Origin of the sequence: Sphingobacterium sp. 40-24, from assembly GCF_001899705.1 — a bacterium.
GTDB classification, from domain to species: Bacteria; Bacteroidota; Bacteroidia; order Sphingobacteriales; family Sphingobacteriaceae; genus Sphingobacterium; species Sphingobacterium multivorum.
Window position 1 is genome coordinate 267,460 of sequence record NZ_MKWH01000055.1, and the last position, 16,389, is coordinate 283,848.

Genomic DNA, 16,389 nt, shown 5'->3' on the forward strand with positions numbered 1-16,389 from the left:
CTTTTTAAGAGGACTTTTTTTATTTTATGACCATTCCTACCGTTATAACTAATATATTTGTATTGCTAAAATCTGATAGCTTTTTCTATTACAAGCTATTTCGTTTATCAATCTATAATTCATTAAGATGAAACCATTTGATGTTTATCCCATTAATCCCATTAACATAGTAAAAGCTAATGGATCAACGGTGTGGGATGCCGAAGGAAATGCTTACTTGGACTTGTATGGTGGCCACGCTGTGATATCGATCGGACACACGCACCCACATTATGTACAACGTATAACAGAGCAATTGAACCGCATTGCGTTCTATTCTAATTCTGTTGAAATTCCAATTCAGCGTGAACTTGCCCGATTGTTGGGGGAAGTGTCGGGAAAGGTTGATTATGATTTATTTCTTTGTAATTCGGGCGCAGAAGCGAATGAAAATGCATTGAAATTAGCTTCTTTTTATAACAAAAGAAAGAAGGTTATTGCATTTTCAAAAGCATTTCATGGACGCACATCGTTAGCTGTTGCTGCAACAGACAATCCGAGTATCGTGGCTCCTGTAAACGAGACGGACAATATTGTTTTTCTTCCTTTTAATGATGAAGAGGCTTTAACCAGCGCTTTCGCATCTTATGGTGAGGAAATTTCATCCGTTATTGTAGAGAGTATTCAGGGAGTTGGCGGTATTCGGGAGGCTTCAGTTTCTTTTCTTCGTTTGATTCGGTCTCTTTGTGATCAATATAATGCAGTTTTCATTGCAGACGAAGTACAATGTGGCTACGGCAGGACGGGCTTATTCTACGCCCAGGATTATTCCGGCGTCGAAGCTGATATTTATACCATGGCAAAAGGTATGGGCAATGGGTTTCCAATCGGAGCAATAAGTATATCGCCCAAATTTAAAGCTACTTACGGCAGTTTGGGTACTACCTTCGGGGGGAATCATCTTGCATGCGCGGCAGCTTTGGCTGTTTTGGAGGTCATCCAACAAGATCAGCTTATGGAAAATGCTGCACAAGTCGGCACCTATCTTATCAATGAATTGAAGCAAATAGAGGAAATTATTGAAGTTAGAGGTAGGGGATTAATGATCGGTATCGAACTTCCAGCATCGTTGGGTCATGTGAAGAAGGATCTCTTGTTAAAGAACCGTATCTTTACGGGAGAGGCTAAGCCATTTGTGATTCGCTTATTACCTGCCCTGAATATGACGAAAGAGCATGCGGATCAGTTTTTATCTGCATTAAAGGAGCATGTAAAGGCCGTAACTGTTGCGTAAACCCCTAAATGCTGTCAAATTGGCCAATGGCTGTTTCAGCTTGTGGAAATTTGATTGCACTGTATTAGTTAAAATATATACTGAGTGTGACGCGCTTATTTATTGCCGTTGAAGATGCACTCGAATAAATAGATATAGATGAAAAAGTTTTTCTCTGTTAAGGATGTTTCCAGTGTAGCGGACGTTGTTCAAGAAGCGTTAAATTTGAAAGCTGCACCATATGACAATCAGGATCTTGGTCAACACAAAACGCTGGGACTTGTATTTTTGAATCCCAGTTTACGTACACGTTTGAGCACACAAAAAGCGGCGATGAATTTGGGCATGAATGTGATGGTTATGAATATGGATAAAGATGGTTGGGCTCTTGAAACACAGGATGGTGTTGTGATGAACGGGACAACTGTTGAACATATTCGTGAAGCCGCTGCTGTTATGGGCGAGTATTGTGATATTTTGGGACTTCGTTCCTTTCCAAAATTGAAAGATCGCGAAGAGGATTATAGTGAAGACTTATTCAACAAATTCATTAAATACTGTGGTGTTCCTGTTGTTTCCTTAGAAAGTGCAACGCGGCATCCGCTACAGAGTTTGACGGATATGATTACCATCACTGAGTATAAAAAGACCGAGAAACCAAAAGTGGTTTTGGCTTGGGCTCCGCATGTTAAGGCATTACCTCAAGCGGTACCTAATTCTTTTGCAGAATGGATGTGTAAAGCGCAAGAAGAGGGATTGGTTGATTTTACGATAGCTCAACCTATGGGCTATGAGTTAAGTGAAGAATTTACAGCCGGTGCAACCATATCTAATGATCTTGAAGAAAGTTTAAAGAATGCTGATTTTGTCTATGTGAAAAACTGGTCTTCTTATCAGGAATATGGCGAGGTATATGGTGTTGATGAAGATTGGATGATGGATAATAAGAAGCTGAAGCTGACAAATGATGCCAAAGTTATGCATTGCTTGCCAGTACGAAGAGATCTCGAATTATCTTCAGAAATTTTGGATGGGCCAAACTCACTCGTGATTAAAGAGGCCAGCAACCGTGTTTGGGCTGCTCAGGTTGTTTTGAAACGTATGTTAGAGGATTTGGTATAGTACAATCCTATTGATTTTTGAAAAACTATTTTTATTGGGAAAAGTTGCGTAATGGCTAATAGTGTATTAAATATTATTAAAATTGGCGGGAATATTATTGATGATGAACGCCAATTGGATTCTTTTTTAGAAAAGTTCTCCGCATTATCAGGGAAAAAGATTCTTGTACATGGTGGAGGTAAAATTGCAACTCGTTTGGCTAGTGAACTGGGCATCGAAGCCCAAATGGTAGAAGGGCGGCGTGTGACAAATGAGGAAATGTTACGCGTTGTAACAATGGTATACGCCGGATTGACAAACAAGACAATCGTTGCGAAGTTGCAAAATTTGAAATGTGATGCTGTCGGATTAACCGGAGCTGATGGGGATGTCATTAAAGCGATAAAGCGTCCTGTAAAAGATATCGATTATGGTTTTGTAGGTGATTTGTTACATGACTCTGTAAATACCTTGGCCATCAAAAAGTTTTTGGAAGCGGGTTTTGTTCCTGTGTTTTCAGCTATTACACATAATGGCCTTGGACAATTGCTCAATACCAACGCGGATACAATAGCTTCTTCATTGGCGGTGTCTTTGGCTTCATTATATGAAACTTCTTTGGTTTATTGTTTCGAGAAGAACGGCGTTTTACGGGATGTAACAGATGAGAATTCGGTAATCCCAACGATTAAGTCAGAAGAGTTTGAACATCTTAAGGAATCCGGCGTAGTGAACGACGGGATGATCCCTAAGTTGCAAAATGCATTCAATGCTATAAATAAAGGTGTTCAAGAGGTCTATATTGGAAATGCTAATAATTTGCATTTGTTTCAACAAGGACAATTTGGCACTTGCTTGACATTAAAATAAAAATCTAACCTAAACCCAACGATCGCTATGAAAAAGGTCACCATTATCGGAAGCGGTAATATCGGTCTTTCTTTGGCAAAAGGACTTGTAAAAAGTGAATTTGCCCATGCTGCCGATATTACCTTGACGAGGAGAAATTTGAATGCACTGGCCGAAGAAGCGCGCCAAGGCTTCTCAATAAGTAATGATAATAAACTCGCTGTAAAGGGGGCTGATATTGTTGTTTTCGCAATCCTACCTCAACAACTAAAAAAGGTATTGGTGGAAGTGGCTCCTGTAATTGAAAAGACCAATCAGATTTTTGTCTCTATTGTGTCGGGAGTTTCTTGTGCCGATTTAAAAGCAGAGTTGGGGGCAGATGCCACAGTGATACGAGCAATGCCTAATACGGCAATTGCAATAGCGCAATCAATGACGTGTATCGCCAGCGACAATGCTTCAGACGACAGTTTGAAGGAGGTTGAGAAAATGTTTGAAACTGTTGGTTCAGTCGTTGTTATTAATGAGGACCTAATGACATCGGCGACGGCATTGTGTGCTTGCGGTATTGCATTTTTCCTACGTGCGATCCGTGCTGCTTCACAAGGTGGAGTTGAAATCGGATTTCATGCGCATGATGCATTAAAGATGGCGGTTCAAACTGCAAAAGGCGCTGCTGATTTGTTATTGCACACCAATGCTCATCCAGAAGGAGAGATTGATAAGGTAACATCACCGAAGGGCTGTACAATAGCGGGATTGAACGAAATGGAACATAATGGTTTTAGTTCTGCTTTTATAAAAGGAATTAAACTATCTGCGGATAAAGCAGGAGGACTATACCATGAAGGATAAGCAGGGCTTATTTGAAGATGCTCTGGCCCTTTTAAAACAATTAATTGGACTATCGTCTTTAAGTAAAGAGGAAGAGTTCACAGCGGATTTAATTGTTCGCTTCTTTCAGGAGCGTGATATCAAAACACATCGAAAAGGCAATAATGTCTGGGTATATAACGCTCATTATGATAGCACCAGACCTACGATATTACTCAACTCCCATCACGATACAGTAAAACCAAATACAGGTTATACAAGAGATCCTTTGGCGGCGACTGTAGAGGAAGGTAAATTGTACGGATTGGGGAGCAACGATGCCGGAGGCTGTTTGGTATCATTGATAGCTACATTTTTGTATTTTTACCAGCAGACGGACTTGAAGTATAACTTCTGTCTTGTCGCTAGTGCCGAAGAAGAGATCTCAGGTAAGAACGGTGTAGAATCTGTTTTGGATGATATCGGTTCAATTGATTTTGCAATTGTGGGTGAACCTACCTTATTGGATTTGGCAATTGCAGAAAAGGGACTGATGGTGTTGGATTGTACAGCATTAGGGACAGCTGGACATGCCGCACGTAATGAGGGCGATAATGCAATCTACAAAGCGATTAGGGATATTGAATGGTTTCAAAATTATACGTTTGAAAGGACTTCGTCAACCTTAGGCCCGATTAAGATGTCGGTGACAGTAATTCAGGCGGGATCACAACATAATGTGGTACCGGCTACTTGTAACTTTGTTGTCGATGTCAGAACCACAGATGCTTATTCGAATGAAGAGACGTTGGATATTATCAAGTCTCATGTCAAATCAGAGGTCACAGCGAGATCAACGCGTCTGAAGTCTTCTTCCATTCCTGAAACGCATCCAATTGTCAAAGCAGGTGTTACACTGGGGCGTGCCGTCTATGGATCGCCGACGATGAGCGATCAGGCTCTTATTCCTGTCCCTTCTCTGAAGTTGGGACCTGGTGATAGCGCAAGGTCGCATATGGCGGATGAGTTTATCTATATCGATGAAATTAGAGCAGGGATCGATCTCTATATCGAAATGTTAGAACAGATAGTATAAAAAAAGCTTCCATTTTTATGGAAGCTTTTTTTATACTAGACTAAGCTGATTTGACGTTTGATACTCTCTTCGAGAGAGATGATCGTCTCGGTACGTTGAATCCCAGGTACGGATTGAATATCTTCATTCAATACTTTTCTGAGGTGAACTGTATCTCTACAGATGATTTTTGCAAAAATACTGTATTGGCCAGTACAATAATGTAATTCGACCACTTCTTTGATTTCTTTCAATTTATCTACCGCATCTGCATATTGTGAACCTTTTTCAAGATAGATACCCAAAAAGGCCGTGATATCAAATCCGACTTTTTGAGGATTGATAATTAGATTTGACCCTCTAATGATACCTAATTCTTCCATCTTCTTCATTCTAACGTGAATTGTACCACCTGATACAATTAGCTTTTTTGCTATTTCTGTATAAGGAATAGAGGCATCGTTCATTAGAATAGACAAGATTTGGATATCCAAATTGTCTAGATCATAGTTTGCATATTGATTTTCCATTAACAATGGTTTTTGTGTTCATTAATTGGCCGTTGCATCAAAATCGGACCAATAGCTAAAATAATTAAATTTATTTCAAAATTACTAAGAATTTTCGGTTTATAGATGTAAATTTAATAAAAAATACTTATTCATATTGATAATGTTATATGTTTTTGATTGAAAGTGATTATAATTGTTTCATGGTGATCTTATTATAGGTTAAGTGATTGTTTTCATGTTTGATATCAGGATTATGATAAATTAATTTAGTATTGCCTTTTTAAGAAGTAGGAAATGCAGTTGGCCTATTAACAATCTAATCAGTTCGTATTTAGCGGTTGTTAGGTTAAAAATGTAGCCAACCGTGTGATGTTTGAATAAACGAAAAATCAAATACGGAATAGCGATGGAAGAAGTTCAAGATGTAAAGATTTCGAAAAAGAAGCCGATTTTTGAAGTAGGGGAAGGACTTCATAAATACCTTAAGCTGTATCAGCGAGATGAAAAATTGCCTATAGGATATAAGGATCTACTGAATTTTACGGAGACAGTACCTGTTATGGATAAATTTGGCAACGATACTTTTTGGGAGACTCCACTGTATCCACAATATCTCATTGACCAATTATATGACGGGTTGAAGGTGATTTATGCTAAATTGAAAGCATCAGGTAATACGCGAATCGTCCAGCATAAATATATTGATCGTGTCGAGTACTGCGGCTTTGGCAATACGAAACCCTTTCGTATTCGTATCGTGAACCGTTTAAATGATGTGTATGATTATTTTTACATCAAGCAGGCCGATGCATCAAGAATATATGGACTGGAGTTGGAAGAAATATTGTCGCCCAATCAGGTGAATTATATGGTAGGCCATGATACCTTGGTTGAGGAACATATTGTTGGAATTCCGGGAGACACTTTTTCGAAAACACGTATGTTCTCGCCTGATTATAATCTGACCCGGATTTCCAAAGAATTTGTCAAGTTTAATGAGCGATGTATTATTACGTTGTTGGGGGATATGCGGGCATACAATTTCGTGATGCAGATTACACCAGATTTTGATGATTTCCAGTTTCGAATTCGGGCAATAGATTTTGACCAGCAGTTTTATGAAGGAAATCCGAAGGTATATATGCCGCAATTTTTTAAGGAGAATCTTCCCTATGTCAAACTGGCGATGGAACATCTCAATGAAAAAACAGTACTGCAATACCAACAAGAGGAGCGTTCCTCTATTGTGCATAGAGTTCGAAGCGAAAGACATCGGATCGCTGATCTGAGGGATGCCTCGCAAACGCAGGTGCTCTCGACCCAGGAGAATATCAAACAGTTACGTGAGGGCTATGCTGAATTTTATCAGAACAACTCCTACCTCAAGTGTAAAACGATGACGGATATTGTGGAATTGAATGTGAAGAATGTGATTCGTCAGGTGCAAATGTGATTACTTGATTCGATCCTTGTTATCTTTGATAAAGGCGGACCATCCCGTGTACGACTTACTGTTGCCTGATACTGCATTTTTCTGAAACGAGTGGCAGACAGCAATTGCCAATCCGTCGGTGGCATCTAAAAATTGTGGTGTTTCCTCAAATTTTAATAGATTTTTTAGCATAGCGGAAACCTGCTCCTTTGTCGCATTTCCATTTCCTGTAACGGATTGTTTTATCTTTCTTGGAGAATATTCAAAGATCGGAATATCTTGCGCCAGCGCCGCCGCCATAGCAACACCTTGAGCTCGCCCTAGTTTGAGCATGACCTGTATGTTTTTGCCATAAAATGGTGATTCAAGGGCTACGCAGTCGGGATTATATTCCTGCATTAAAGCCGAAGTTTTTTTGAAAATACGTTGTAGTTTTAGAGCATGATCGTCTAAATGTCCCATTTTGATGACCCCCATTGAGATCAAGGATATGTTATTGCCAACTTCTTTGATGATGCCATATCCCAGTACAACGGTACCGGGGTCGATCCCTAAAATTATTCTTTCTTTCGCCTTTTCCTTCTGCATATACAATATTACAAATTTTGCGTTTTATTCGCGGATTGCATTCGACAAAACTTAATCATTTGGCTAAAATTTAGTAACATTGCTCTCTAATTATCGAAAGTTGACTGGAAGACAAAAAAAATACATCAGTCTTTTATTGAAGATGCTGGTTTTCGCCCTGGCGACCTGGTATATTGCCGTGAAAGTATCTGATAAAAGTAATATTGCGAAGTTTAAAACCCTAGTAGCAGGTTTAGAACAACATTCTGTTGTTTGGACCCTGTTTTTGATCGTGGTGTTAATGCTTGTAAATTGGTTGCTTGAAGTCGTTAAATGGCAGTATCTTGCCTCTAAACTGGAACGTATTTCATTTTGGCAGGCCTTCCAATCCGTTTTTTGCGGACTTACCTGGGCTATTTTTACTCCCAATAGGATTGGAGAGTATGGTGGACGCGTTCTTTTTTTACAGCCTCAACATCGGGCAAAAGGAGCCGTGGCGATGGGCGTTGGATTATTTGCACAATTGGTGCTCACAAGCGTTGCGGGATCATTAAGTATCGCTTGGTTTATCTGTAAATTTCTCTCAACTCCTTTAACCGTACAATTTGGTGTATGGCTACTTGCAATTATTTATGCCGGAGGATTTGTCATCTTATATTTCAATGTAAAATGGATCGATTTATTGGTCGGCAAAATTAAGTTTTTGAAACGGATTAAGCCTTTCTTTGAAGTATTGGAACACTATTCAATGCGCGAGCTCCGTATTGTTCTTTTAAATTCTTTGGCGCGATTTGTCATTTTTACTTCTCAGTATATCATCTTGATGAAGCTAACGCTACCTGAGTTACCGCTTTTATCCATGGTTCTGATGATTTTTATCCTATTTTTTGTGCAGGCAGCGCTACCTACATTGGATATTTTTGATTTCAGTGTTAGAAGTTTCGTTGCAAGCAATCTATATAGTTATATTACCACACAGGAAATTGCTGTAATGGCTATTGTTTCCTGTATTTGGTTCGTCAATTTGATTCTTCCAGCTATATTTGGTTCTATTTTTGTTTTTAAGATAAATTTTTTCGGTGATACAAATTCTTAACTATTTATTGATCATTTTTGCCTGCGTATACGTAATTCTAGTTTTATGGATGCGCAGAGGCTGGTTCTTGCTTTCGGAGCCTAACAATACTGTTAGGCCAACAATGACTGTATCTGTCATTATCGCAGCGCGGAATGAGGAGTTAAATATTAGGCGCACCATTGAATCGATACTAGGGCAAAATTATCCTAGAGAGCTCCTGGAGTTAATTATTATCGATGACCATTCGGACGATAGTACGTCTTTGATTGTGAAAGAATATGAAGAAAAAGGTGTCAAGCTGATTCAATTGAACGAAAATGGCCGTTTGAATTCCTACAAGAAATTAGCAATTTCAAGAGCGATAGATTGCTGTCATGGCGAAATTATTATCACTACAGATGCTGACTGCCGCATGGGGTCGAACTGGCTAAAGACAGTTATCAGTTCATTTGAGAAAGAAGGTGCCTATCTACAATCTTCTCCAGTAGTGTATTCAGAAGAAAAGAGTTTTTTTGAACGACTGCAGACCCTGGAATTTTTGTATTTGATAGGTTTGGGCGCTGCAGGTATTGGTAATAAAAAACCAACGACCTGTAATGGAGCGAATTTGGCCTATCGAAAGGATATTTTTAAACAAATGGGCGGATTTAAAGGGATTGATGAGCTTGCATCCGGAGATGATGAACTTTTTTTACATAAGGTAGCAGAACAATATCCCGATCGTATAATCTTTTGTAAATCACAAGATGCCGTTGTTTATACAGATGCAAAACCAGATTTGAAATCATTCATTAGTCAGCGTAGACGCTGGGCTTCAAAAAGTACCAAATATAAAAATAAAGGTGTCATCGCATTGGGGATTTCCATTTGGTTTTTCAACTTATTGATATTGGTTGCTGCAGTTCTTGCGCTCTGTGGTGTGAAATTTGTTGCTTGGGTAGTACTGTTCGCGTTGTTATTGAAGATGACTGTCGAATTTCTTTTTATTCAACCTTTAACCAGGTTCGCAAGCAGAAATGAACTCTTATGGTATCTTCCTTTATTAAGCCTGGCTCATATCCTTTATCTAGCTTATATCGGCATATTGGGTAATGTTGGGAAGTATGACTGGAAAGGAAGGCAGGTCAAGTAGCTTACTGCAATTTTTCGACCTTTAGTTTTATAGCTTCCTCAGCTAATTTAACGATCTCTTCAATATTCTTGCCCTCCGTATCCAAAGGATTTAGAACCTCCCAGGTCATATGAAGAAATGGGGTTAATGGATACATCCCATATTGTACCATTTCATATGATCCTGTGATGGCGATAGGAACAACGAGTGCGTTCGGATTCTTCTTTAGTAATGTGGCAATTCCGCCAACATGAAAGGCCTTCATTTTTCCGGTTTTCGATCTTGTTCCCTCTGGAAAAATAAACGCGGACCAGTTTTTGGTTTTCATATTATTGGCAAGCTTCAATATCTCAGCAATAGACTGTTTGGGGTCATTGCGATCTATATTTGCGGCACCACCATGTTTTAAGTTAAAAGAGATGCTAGGTATACCGCTGGCAAGTTCAATTTTAGAAATAAATTTTCCATGAAACCTGCGTAAAAAATAGATCATTGGCGGAATATCAAAGGTGCTTTGGTGATTGGCTACAAAGACTATGGGTTGCCCTGTTGGAATATTTTTATTGTCGATAAACGTCACCCGATTGAATAGGGTGTAATAGCAGGCAACGAGACAGGCATTTAATATATCCACACTCTTTTTGTGTGCATTATATCCACCCAGCTTTAAACATAACCACTGTATAGGGTGGAAGATAATCAAGGATAAACCAAAACAAAACCAAAATATTATAGATAGGAAATAGCCTAAAAACTTCTTCATAAATGTTATTTAATGATACAAATATATCATTAAGCAGTGGTTTTTAAAAAATATTGATTTTATAGTGTTTTGTTTTAATATTATTAATGTTATATTTAATAATATTAATATAGTTATTATTTAATGAAAAAAATACCGATTGATTGCCCTTGTTGTGAAGCGAAGTTAAAAGTCGCTAAATTGGTGTGTGACTCCTGTGAAACCGAAGTTGTTGGAAAGTTTTCATTACCCGTGTTAATGCAACTTACTGTTGAGGAGCAAGAATTTGTTCTGAATTTTTTGATACACTCAGGAAGTTTAAAGGAAATGGCAAACCAAATGGGAAAATCCTATCCGACAGTTCGTAATATCCTGGATGATCTGATTCAAAAAGTGAAAGCTCTTATGAATAAAAATAGTGTTGGCAGAAATAGAAATATTTAGTGGCGAGGGAAATCGAATGATTGATGAACAAAGAATGATGTCATGATGAAAAATAATACGCTTTTTACCGAAAGCCAATCTTTTTTTAGCTGGTTATTATGTTTGATCCTTTTAACGGTCAGTGTAGCCAGTTTTTCTGTGCACTGGCATGATATCTTGCAGTTGGATTTTGTTCCATTATTTCAATTACCAGGATTTTGGATCAATTTGGTATTGTGGGGGTTATTTGGCATACTACGATTAAAAACTATTATTCGTGAAGATGGAATTGAAGTCTATTTTTTCCCATTTAATTTCTATCGTAAAAGGACGCTTTGGGCAGATATCCGTGCTATTCAGGTACGAAACTATAACCCGATCGGTGAGTTTGGTGGATGGGGATTGAGGAGGGGGGTGAGAGGTCTGGCTTTTTCAGCTCGTGGTAATATGGGGTTGCAACTTACATTGGAAACTGGTAAGATATTACTTATTGGAACCCAAAATCCGGCTGCGATTGAACAGCTGAACTTATCTCAATTCTTAAAAAATGAAAGTTAAACAGATTTTTCAGAATCCATTTGCGGAATTCCCAGAGTGGAAGTTATTCTTTGCTGGTGTTATCGGATTTTTGTTATCAAGCTATGTTATTTATTTATCGGGCCAGCAGTTCAATGGTTTTATGCATTTCTATCAACCGGATAGGGTGATTTCGATATGGGCTGTATTGGGCGTTCATGCCTGTATGGTTTTGGCTCCTTTTACACTTCTTTACGGTACTGGGATGTTATTGAACAGAAAGACCAGAATCATCGATGTCATAAATGTCGTTCTGATTATACCATTTCCGCTCTATCTTGCCTTATTTTTAGGGAAATTGTTAAACCAGGACAAATTTACGGATGAAGTCTTAAAGGCAGTGCAAAGCGACGATCATACATTGGTTGGAGTTGATAAAACGGAGATGCTCTTGTTTGGCATGTTTGGAATCATCAGTTTGTTATTGCTATGCTATCAGTTCTATTTATTGGTTAAGGGTATGAATGTAGCCGTTAATAATAAGAAGATTGGAATCAGTATGGTATTTGTGGCATTATATTTTATATTGGATTTATGCATACAGTTTAATTTCTAGTAAAAAACGACAATGAGAAAAATTTTATACCTATTTATCATTTGTTTTCATTTTTCATGTACCCATGCGCAGACATTTGATGGCTCATGGAAGGGCGAGGTTGAGGTTTCAGGGCAGAAGCTGCTACTGGTATTCAATATTCAAAAAGATAGTGCAGGGAAGTGGAATGGTACCTTTGAGAGTCCAATGCAAACAGCGCAGAAATTTCCAATCAATCAAATACGTATTCAACACGATTCCATTTGGATGGATGTTAAGAATATAGGTCTTCTGTATGCGGGCTTTTTGGATCGGGATAAAGATGTTATGAAAGGGGTGATGAAACAAGGCCCCTTTGAATCTGCTATGATTTTAGTACGAAGCGAGAATGAACAGAGTGGGCTTTCTCGTAAGCAGGATGTTTTTCCTCCTTATAGCTATGCGGAAGAGGAAGTTTCGTTTAAAAATAGTGCCGGCAATGCAGTTCTTACGGGCTCTCTGACTTATCCTAAAAATGGTGGACCATTCCCCGCATTGGTGTTGGTCAACGGTAGCGGTCAGCAGAATAGGGATTCTGAAGTGTTTGGTCACAGGCCATTTAAGGTGCTTGCAGATCATCTTACCAAAAACGGTTTTGCTGTATTACGTTACGATGATCGAGGGGTAGGCGGCTCTAAAGGAGAAGTGAATTTAGCGACAACAATTGATTTTGCCTCTGATGCCAATGCTGCAGTTGATTTTCTCAGCAAAAAAGCTATAGTAGATGTGGATAAAATCGGAATGATCGGGCATAGTGAGGGAGCCCTAATTGCCGAAATAGTGGCATCCGAGAACAGTAAGGTAAAGTATATTGCACTTTTGTCTGGCCCTGTGATCAAAGGAGATTCTTTACTGATCTTACAGAGTTATGCTTTAGGAAAAGCGGGCGGATTATCTGAAGCAGCATTACAGACCAATAAAGCAAATAATCGAAGATTGTATACTATTCTATTGGAAGATGCGCCACCAAAGGCATTGGCCGAATCGTTGGAAAAAGAACTTATTCAGCAAAATAACGGTAATCCCCTGACTGCTGATATGAAAATTAAACTAAGTCCAATGATGAGCCCCTGGTTTAGAACGTTTCTTCGTATCGATCCGGCTTATTATCTGAAGCAGCTAAAAATACCGGTTTTTGCTTCATTTGGCGGAAAGGACGTCCAAGTTCCTGCAAATGAAAACATTTATTGTCTCCAACACCTGCACTTAAAGACTACTGACGTCACCATTAAGGATTATCCCAATTTAAATCACCTTTTTCAGCATGCGCAAACTGGAAAAATCGAAGAATATTTTGAAAACTCAGAGAGTTTTAATGAACAATTGATGGATGACCTTACGAAATGGCTTAAATTGAAGACAAATTGATTTAATGAACTGAAGGCCGCGAGTTTTAGTATTTCTTTCCGGATCAAATAGGGGTAAAAGATCAGGGCCATTTAATGTTCTATTAAATGGCCCTGACTATATTACACCAACCTGACTATATTACACCAACCTGACTATATTACACCAACCTGACTATATTAGATTAAGGGATATTTTTTTGAAGGGCTTTCCAATTAAGGCGTTGTATTGGCTACAGGAAGTATTTTCCCATTGAAATAGTGATGTCCATTTTGAGCGAACTCTGCAATATAGCGTCCCATTTCAAAGGCTAAAGTACCCGCTTCAACACCCGGAAAAGCAGCCTCGAACATTTCGGTCTGAGCAGATCCTAAGGCTAGACAGTTCACTTTGATTCCTTTTTCCTTAAACTCCTCCGCTAAGCATTCTGTAAGCACTGCTAATGCGGCTTTGCTGGTTGAATATGCCGAAAGTCCGGGAAACTTCAATGATCCCTGAAATCCCCCCATACTGCCAATATTGACAATATGTGAGCCCGATGGCATCATGGGAACAACGTTTTGTATCATATTTACATGTCCCATTACATTGGTTTGTAGCATTTCAGCAAAATCCTTTCCATCAGTTTCCATAAATGGCTTATTGATGAGTGCTCCAGCATTGTTTAACAAGATATCAACCTTATCAAATTTTGATTGGATGAAGGGAACAAGTGTAGTATAGTCATCGTAGACAATATCAAATTGAGCCGGGTATAAGGTGCCGCCATCATAGTTGAGCTGACCTGCAATTTCATGAAGTTTTCTCAGTTTGTCTGCTGATCTAGCCAAAGCAATGACTTTGTTGTCCTTTTTAGAGGTCAAATCCAACACCGCTTCAAATCCAACACCACTGCTTGCACCTGTAATAATAATATTTGCCATGTTTATTCTTCTAGTTTTTGACTTTGTTCAACTTCTTCTGCGGAAGGTAATTTGTCCTCTCCAATTGCTTGGGGATGAAAGATAAAATAAATTCCTGAAAGCGCGACGAGAGCGGAAATAATATAAAATAACAAGGTGATTAAAACCGCATTGTGTGAGTCGACGTGGAATATGCCCGCTCCCCACATGATCACAAGCTCACGCATCCCTAAACCACCCACTGAAAACGGAATGATCGAAACAAGAGAAGATGCAAGGAATAAAAATAGGTAAGGAGAAAATTTGCCGCTAAATCCTAGTGCATAAAGGATAAGAATTGCTGCAATAACTTGCATGGATTGCACACCGATTGCTTTTAAATGGGCTATTAAAAATGTAGCCTTGTATTCTTTAAAGAACTTGGTTACGATAAAGTAATAGAGAACGCTACCTATTATAAATAGAATAACGGTCAGATAGTTTGGAATTCCGAGTTGTGGCATATAAGTAACTAGCGCTGCAATGATGAGGCACAGTGCCCATAATCCACTTAATCTATCTAAAAATAAGGCCGTAAATAATTTTCGTCCTTTAATATTGAATCGTTTCCTGAGGAAGAATATTTTATAACCATCTCCGCCAACACCGCCTGGTAAAATGAGGTTGTAAAATAGGCCAAGTTGATACAGTTTTAAATTATATTTTTCCGTAACATCTAAACCGATTGCCTTTAAAAAAGTCAATAACCGCGAAGAAGAAATAAAAATTGAGATACTATAAGCAACTAAAGCAAAGAATAGATAGAGAGGATTGGAGTTGATGACGGCTTCTTTCAGATCCTTTAGCGATACCTTGCTAAATACCCAGTATAAGGCTCCTACAGTAACGACAATCTTTGCTATATTTTTGGCTATTTTGAGCCCCTTTTTTTTATCCATATAAATTATACATCCAATCTTGTTCGGCTGTAATTAGCGTTTTGGAGAATCCAAAGTTAGAAACTTTGGCGAATTGTGCAATTGGGCTTAAGCAATCGTTGGGTAAATTCTTGAATACAATAATATCAAATATAAAATACCAAAGATAGTAGCAAGAGAAAATAGCCAATTTAGGTCAATTCTGTTATATTTGTGCTTGAGCACAGCGATCATTAATCCAATGATGAAGCAAAATAACAAGATAGGAGCTATGAGTGCTATCTTGTTCGTAAAAGCAAGGCTGATTTGATTCAATTTGCTTTTTGCTTCCTGTCCTAAAAAAAGCGGATAAGAAGCAAAGGCCAATAAAATGATAAATAACCTTAACAGCGTTTTTGCGATTATTTTGCTTATGGTATGATTTTTGGCTGTAATCTTCATGATTTGTGGATTAATTTACCCCAAAAATACAATTTGAAATTAAAATTTATACATATGAATCGATTCGTTTTATCATTAGCAACTGTTTTTGCTACGGTGACCTTATTTTCTTGTGGAGCACAAAAGCAAGGTACATCAACTGGAAATCCTTCTTCCAATACGAGTGCAGCTTCTGGTCCTAGCGCTTCGGATTGGAAATCCGCGGTAAAAGGAACGTGGACATTGAATACAATCGATAGAGAGAATTTACCTTCTTCATTCACGATCAAAAGTGTATTTGAAGAGGCTCCGGCAGAATGTTTCGTAGGTAGTACATGGAATTTTATTGGAAATGGGAAAGGATCAATTACATTTAATGCGCAAGGAACTTTATGTGCTCCAGGAGCATCACGTGAGATTTTTTGGTCTATCTATAACCCTGGAAAAGGCTTAGGAGAACCTCAGTTTCAATTTAAAAAGATTTATGCGGGCGATAAGGCGAAAAATGTCACAACAGGTTACCGCTTAGATTTATCTTATTCTGATGGGAATAAATTAGTTATGCGTATGCCATTGACTGTTGCGAATGGAGAAGCCTATCTAGTTTTTAACTTTACGCGCTCAAACTAAACGTAAACGATAAAAAAAGAATAACAGAAAGCTATAGGAATTCCTATGGCTTTTTTTGTTTAAAATTT

19 protein-coding genes are annotated in these 16,389 nt (G+C 38.5%); 13 read left to right on the forward strand and 6 right to left on the reverse strand.

Features of this window, described 5'->3' with window-relative positions:
• Positions 1-127: 127 nt before the first annotated feature.
• The 5 genes from BGP15_RS20505 (at position 128) to BGP15_RS20525 (ending at position 5,111) form a co-directional block, all read left to right on the forward strand.
• Positions 128-1,273 carry an aspartate aminotransferase family protein gene (locus BGP15_RS20505; RefSeq protein ID WP_115047043.1) on the forward strand — a complete coding sequence of 382 codons (1,146 nt, stop codon included), beginning with the start codon at positions 128-130 and terminating at the stop codon, positions 1,271-1,273.
• Between the two features lie 138 nt (positions 1,274-1,411).
• Positions 1,412-2,374 (forward strand): Rossmann-fold NAD(P)-binding domain-containing protein, encoded by a 963-nt coding sequence (locus BGP15_RS20510; protein WP_286770646.1) that lies wholly within the window; start codon positions 1,412-1,414, stop codon positions 2,372-2,374.
• Positions 2,375-2,425: 51 nt separating this feature from the next.
• The gene (argB, locus tag BGP15_RS20515; RefSeq protein WP_115047047.1) at positions 2,426-3,223 is read left to right on the forward strand and encodes an acetylglutamate kinase; all 798 of its coding nucleotides are present in this window, start codon (positions 2,426-2,428) and stop codon (positions 3,221-3,223) included.
• Between the two features lie 27 nt (positions 3,224-3,250).
• Positions 3,251-4,057 (forward strand): pyrroline-5-carboxylate reductase, encoded by an 807-nt coding sequence (gene proC, locus BGP15_RS20520; RefSeq protein ID WP_286754814.1) that lies wholly within the window; start codon positions 3,251-3,253, stop codon positions 4,055-4,057.
• The gene (locus tag BGP15_RS20525) at positions 4,047-5,111 is read left to right on the forward strand and encodes a M20 family metallo-hydrolase (protein ID WP_286770647.1); all 1,065 of its coding nucleotides are present in this window, start codon (positions 4,047-4,049) and stop codon (positions 5,109-5,111) included. Before proC ends, BGP15_RS20525 begins: the two co-directional genes overlap by 11 nt.
• Before the next feature lie 35 nt (positions 5,112-5,146).
• Here BGP15_RS20525 and BGP15_RS20530 read toward each other — a convergent pair whose 3' ends face one another.
• Positions 5,147-5,620: an Lrp/AsnC ligand binding domain-containing protein gene (locus BGP15_RS20530; protein WP_046674894.1), complete on the reverse strand. Its 474-nt coding sequence runs from the start codon at positions 5,618-5,620 to the stop codon at positions 5,147-5,149.
• A gap of 388 nt (positions 5,621-6,008) precedes the next feature.
• On the opposite strand from BGP15_RS20530, the gene BGP15_RS20535 reads away from it, so the two are divergent.
• On the forward strand, positions 6,009-7,055 hold the full coding sequence (locus tag BGP15_RS20535; protein ID WP_286770673.1) for a hypothetical protein: 1,047 nt from the start codon (positions 6,009-6,011) through the stop codon (positions 7,053-7,055).
• On the opposite strand, the gene ruvC is transcribed toward BGP15_RS20535, so the two are convergent.
• Complete coding sequence (gene ruvC, locus BGP15_RS20540) at positions 7,056-7,622, reverse strand: crossover junction endodeoxyribonuclease RuvC (protein ID WP_046674896.1); 567 nt, start codon at positions 7,620-7,622, stop codon at positions 7,056-7,058.
• 100 nt (positions 7,623-7,722) lie between these two features.
• Here ruvC and BGP15_RS20545 point away from each other — a divergent pair, with 100 nt between their 5' ends.
• Both BGP15_RS20545 and BGP15_RS20550 read left to right on the forward strand, forming a co-directional pair.
• Entirely contained in the window at positions 7,723-8,697 is a 975-nt protein-coding gene (locus BGP15_RS20545) for a lysylphosphatidylglycerol synthase domain-containing protein (RefSeq protein ID WP_286767596.1), read from the forward strand.
• The gene (locus BGP15_RS20550; RefSeq protein ID WP_070570379.1) at positions 8,681-9,811 is read left to right on the forward strand and encodes a glycosyltransferase family 2 protein; all 1,131 of its coding nucleotides are present in this window, start codon (positions 8,681-8,683) and stop codon (positions 9,809-9,811) included. Before BGP15_RS20545 ends, BGP15_RS20550 begins: the two co-directional genes overlap by 17 nt.
• Before the next feature lies 1 nt (position 9,812).
• Here the strand turns inward: BGP15_RS20550 and BGP15_RS20555 are convergent, their stop codons facing one another.
• Positions 9,813-10,553: a lysophospholipid acyltransferase family protein gene (locus tag BGP15_RS20555; RefSeq protein WP_046674899.1), complete on the reverse strand. Its 741-nt coding sequence runs from the start codon at positions 10,551-10,553 to the stop codon at positions 9,813-9,815.
• A gap of 123 nt (positions 10,554-10,676) precedes the next feature.
• Between BGP15_RS20555 and BGP15_RS20560 the strand changes: the two genes are divergently transcribed.
• Genes BGP15_RS20560 through BGP15_RS20575 form a run of 4 tightly spaced genes read left to right on the forward strand, consistent with a single transcriptional unit; the run spans position 10,677 to position 13,473 of the window.
• Positions 10,677-10,976: a DUF2089 family protein gene (locus BGP15_RS20560; RefSeq protein ID WP_286767594.1), complete on the forward strand. Its 300-nt coding sequence runs from the start codon at positions 10,677-10,679 to the stop codon at positions 10,974-10,976.
• Between the two features lie 42 nt (positions 10,977-11,018).
• Entirely contained in the window at positions 11,019-11,513 is a 495-nt protein-coding gene (locus BGP15_RS20565) for a hypothetical protein (RefSeq protein WP_139145106.1), read from the forward strand.
• Positions 11,503-12,087, forward strand: coding sequence for a hypothetical protein (locus BGP15_RS20570; protein ID WP_070570371.1), 585 nt, complete (start codon positions 11,503-11,505; stop codon positions 12,085-12,087). Before BGP15_RS20565 ends, BGP15_RS20570 begins: the two co-directional genes overlap by 11 nt.
• A 12-nt stretch (positions 12,088-12,099) precedes the next feature.
• On the forward strand, positions 12,100-13,473 hold the full coding sequence (locus BGP15_RS20575) for an alpha/beta hydrolase family protein (RefSeq protein WP_286767593.1): 1,374 nt from the start codon (positions 12,100-12,102) through the stop codon (positions 13,471-13,473).
• Positions 13,474-13,667: 194 nt separating this feature from the next.
• On the opposite strand, the gene BGP15_RS20580 is transcribed toward BGP15_RS20575, so the two are convergent.
• The 3 genes from BGP15_RS20580 to BGP15_RS20590 form a co-directional block, all read right to left on the reverse strand.
• Positions 13,668-14,375, reverse strand: a complete 708-nt coding sequence (locus BGP15_RS20580) for an SDR family NAD(P)-dependent oxidoreductase (RefSeq protein ID WP_286770648.1) — start codon at positions 14,373-14,375, stop codon at positions 13,668-13,670.
• A gap of 2 nt (positions 14,376-14,377) precedes the next feature.
• On the reverse strand, positions 14,378-15,292 hold the full coding sequence (locus BGP15_RS20585; protein WP_070570365.1) for a lysylphosphatidylglycerol synthase transmembrane domain-containing protein: 915 nt from the start codon (positions 15,290-15,292) through the stop codon (positions 14,378-14,380).
• An 87-nt stretch (positions 15,293-15,379) separates the two neighbouring features.
• Complete coding sequence (locus BGP15_RS20590; RefSeq protein ID WP_046674904.1) at positions 15,380-15,712, reverse strand: hypothetical protein; 333 nt, start codon at positions 15,710-15,712, stop codon at positions 15,380-15,382.
• Between the two features lie 54 nt (positions 15,713-15,766).
• Between BGP15_RS20590 and BGP15_RS20595 the strand changes: the two genes are divergently transcribed.
• Positions 15,767-16,321, forward strand: a complete 555-nt coding sequence (locus tag BGP15_RS20595) for a lipocalin family protein (RefSeq protein ID WP_046674905.1) — start codon at positions 15,767-15,769, stop codon at positions 16,319-16,321.
• Positions 16,322-16,389: the final 68 nt, after the last annotated feature.

What these genes read in the sequence shown, in the direction of transcription:
- BGP15_RS20560 (WP_286767594.1), top strand. Translation starts at nt 10,677, where the DNA reads ATGAAAAAAATACCGATTGATTGCCCTTGTTGTGAAGCGAAGTTAAAA.
- ruvC (WP_046674896.1), bottom strand. Translation starts at nt 7,622, where the DNA reads ATGCAGAAGGAAAAGGCGAAAGAAAGAATAATTTTAGGGATCGACCCC.
- BGP15_RS20585 (WP_070570365.1), bottom strand. Translation starts at nt 15,292, where the DNA reads ATGGATAAAAAAAAGGGGCTCAAAATAGCCAAAAATATAGCAAAGATT.
- BGP15_RS20565 (WP_139145106.1), top strand. Translation starts at nt 11,019, where the DNA reads ATGATGAAAAATAATACGCTTTTTACCGAAAGCCAATCTTTTTTTAGC.
- BGP15_RS20505 (WP_115047043.1), top strand. Translation starts at nt 128, where the DNA reads ATGAAACCATTTGATGTTTATCCCATTAATCCCATTAACATAGTAAAA.
- BGP15_RS20530 (WP_046674894.1), bottom strand. Translation starts at nt 5,620, where the DNA reads ATGGAAAATCAATATGCAAACTATGATCTAGACAATTTGGATATCCAA.
- BGP15_RS20575 (WP_286767593.1), top strand. Translation starts at nt 12,100, where the DNA reads ATGAGAAAAATTTTATACCTATTTATCATTTGTTTTCATTTTTCATGT.
- BGP15_RS20570 (WP_070570371.1), top strand. Translation starts at nt 11,503, where the DNA reads ATGAAAGTTAAACAGATTTTTCAGAATCCATTTGCGGAATTCCCAGAG.
- argB (WP_115047047.1), top strand. Translation starts at nt 2,426, where the DNA reads ATGGCTAATAGTGTATTAAATATTATTAAAATTGGCGGGAATATTATT.
- BGP15_RS20535 (WP_286770673.1), top strand. Translation starts at nt 6,009, where the DNA reads ATGGAAGAAGTTCAAGATGTAAAGATTTCGAAAAAGAAGCCGATTTTT.
- proC (WP_286754814.1), top strand. Translation starts at nt 3,251, where the DNA reads ATGAAAAAGGTCACCATTATCGGAAGCGGTAATATCGGTCTTTCTTTG.
- BGP15_RS20525 (WP_286770647.1), top strand. Translation starts at nt 4,047, where the DNA reads ATGAAGGATAAGCAGGGCTTATTTGAAGATGCTCTGGCCCTTTTAAAA.
- BGP15_RS20595 (WP_046674905.1), top strand. Translation starts at nt 15,767, where the DNA reads ATGAATCGATTCGTTTTATCATTAGCAACTGTTTTTGCTACGGTGACC.
- BGP15_RS20580 (WP_286770648.1), bottom strand. Translation starts at nt 14,375, where the DNA reads ATGGCAAATATTATTATTACAGGTGCAAGCAGTGGTGTTGGATTTGAA.
- BGP15_RS20555 (WP_046674899.1), bottom strand. Translation starts at nt 10,553, where the DNA reads ATGAAGAAGTTTTTAGGCTATTTCCTATCTATAATATTTTGGTTTTGT.
- BGP15_RS20590 (WP_046674904.1), bottom strand. Translation starts at nt 15,712, where the DNA reads ATGAAGATTACAGCCAAAAATCATACCATAAGCAAAATAATCGCAAAA.
- BGP15_RS20510 (WP_286770646.1), top strand. Translation starts at nt 1,412, where the DNA reads ATGAAAAAGTTTTTCTCTGTTAAGGATGTTTCCAGTGTAGCGGACGTT.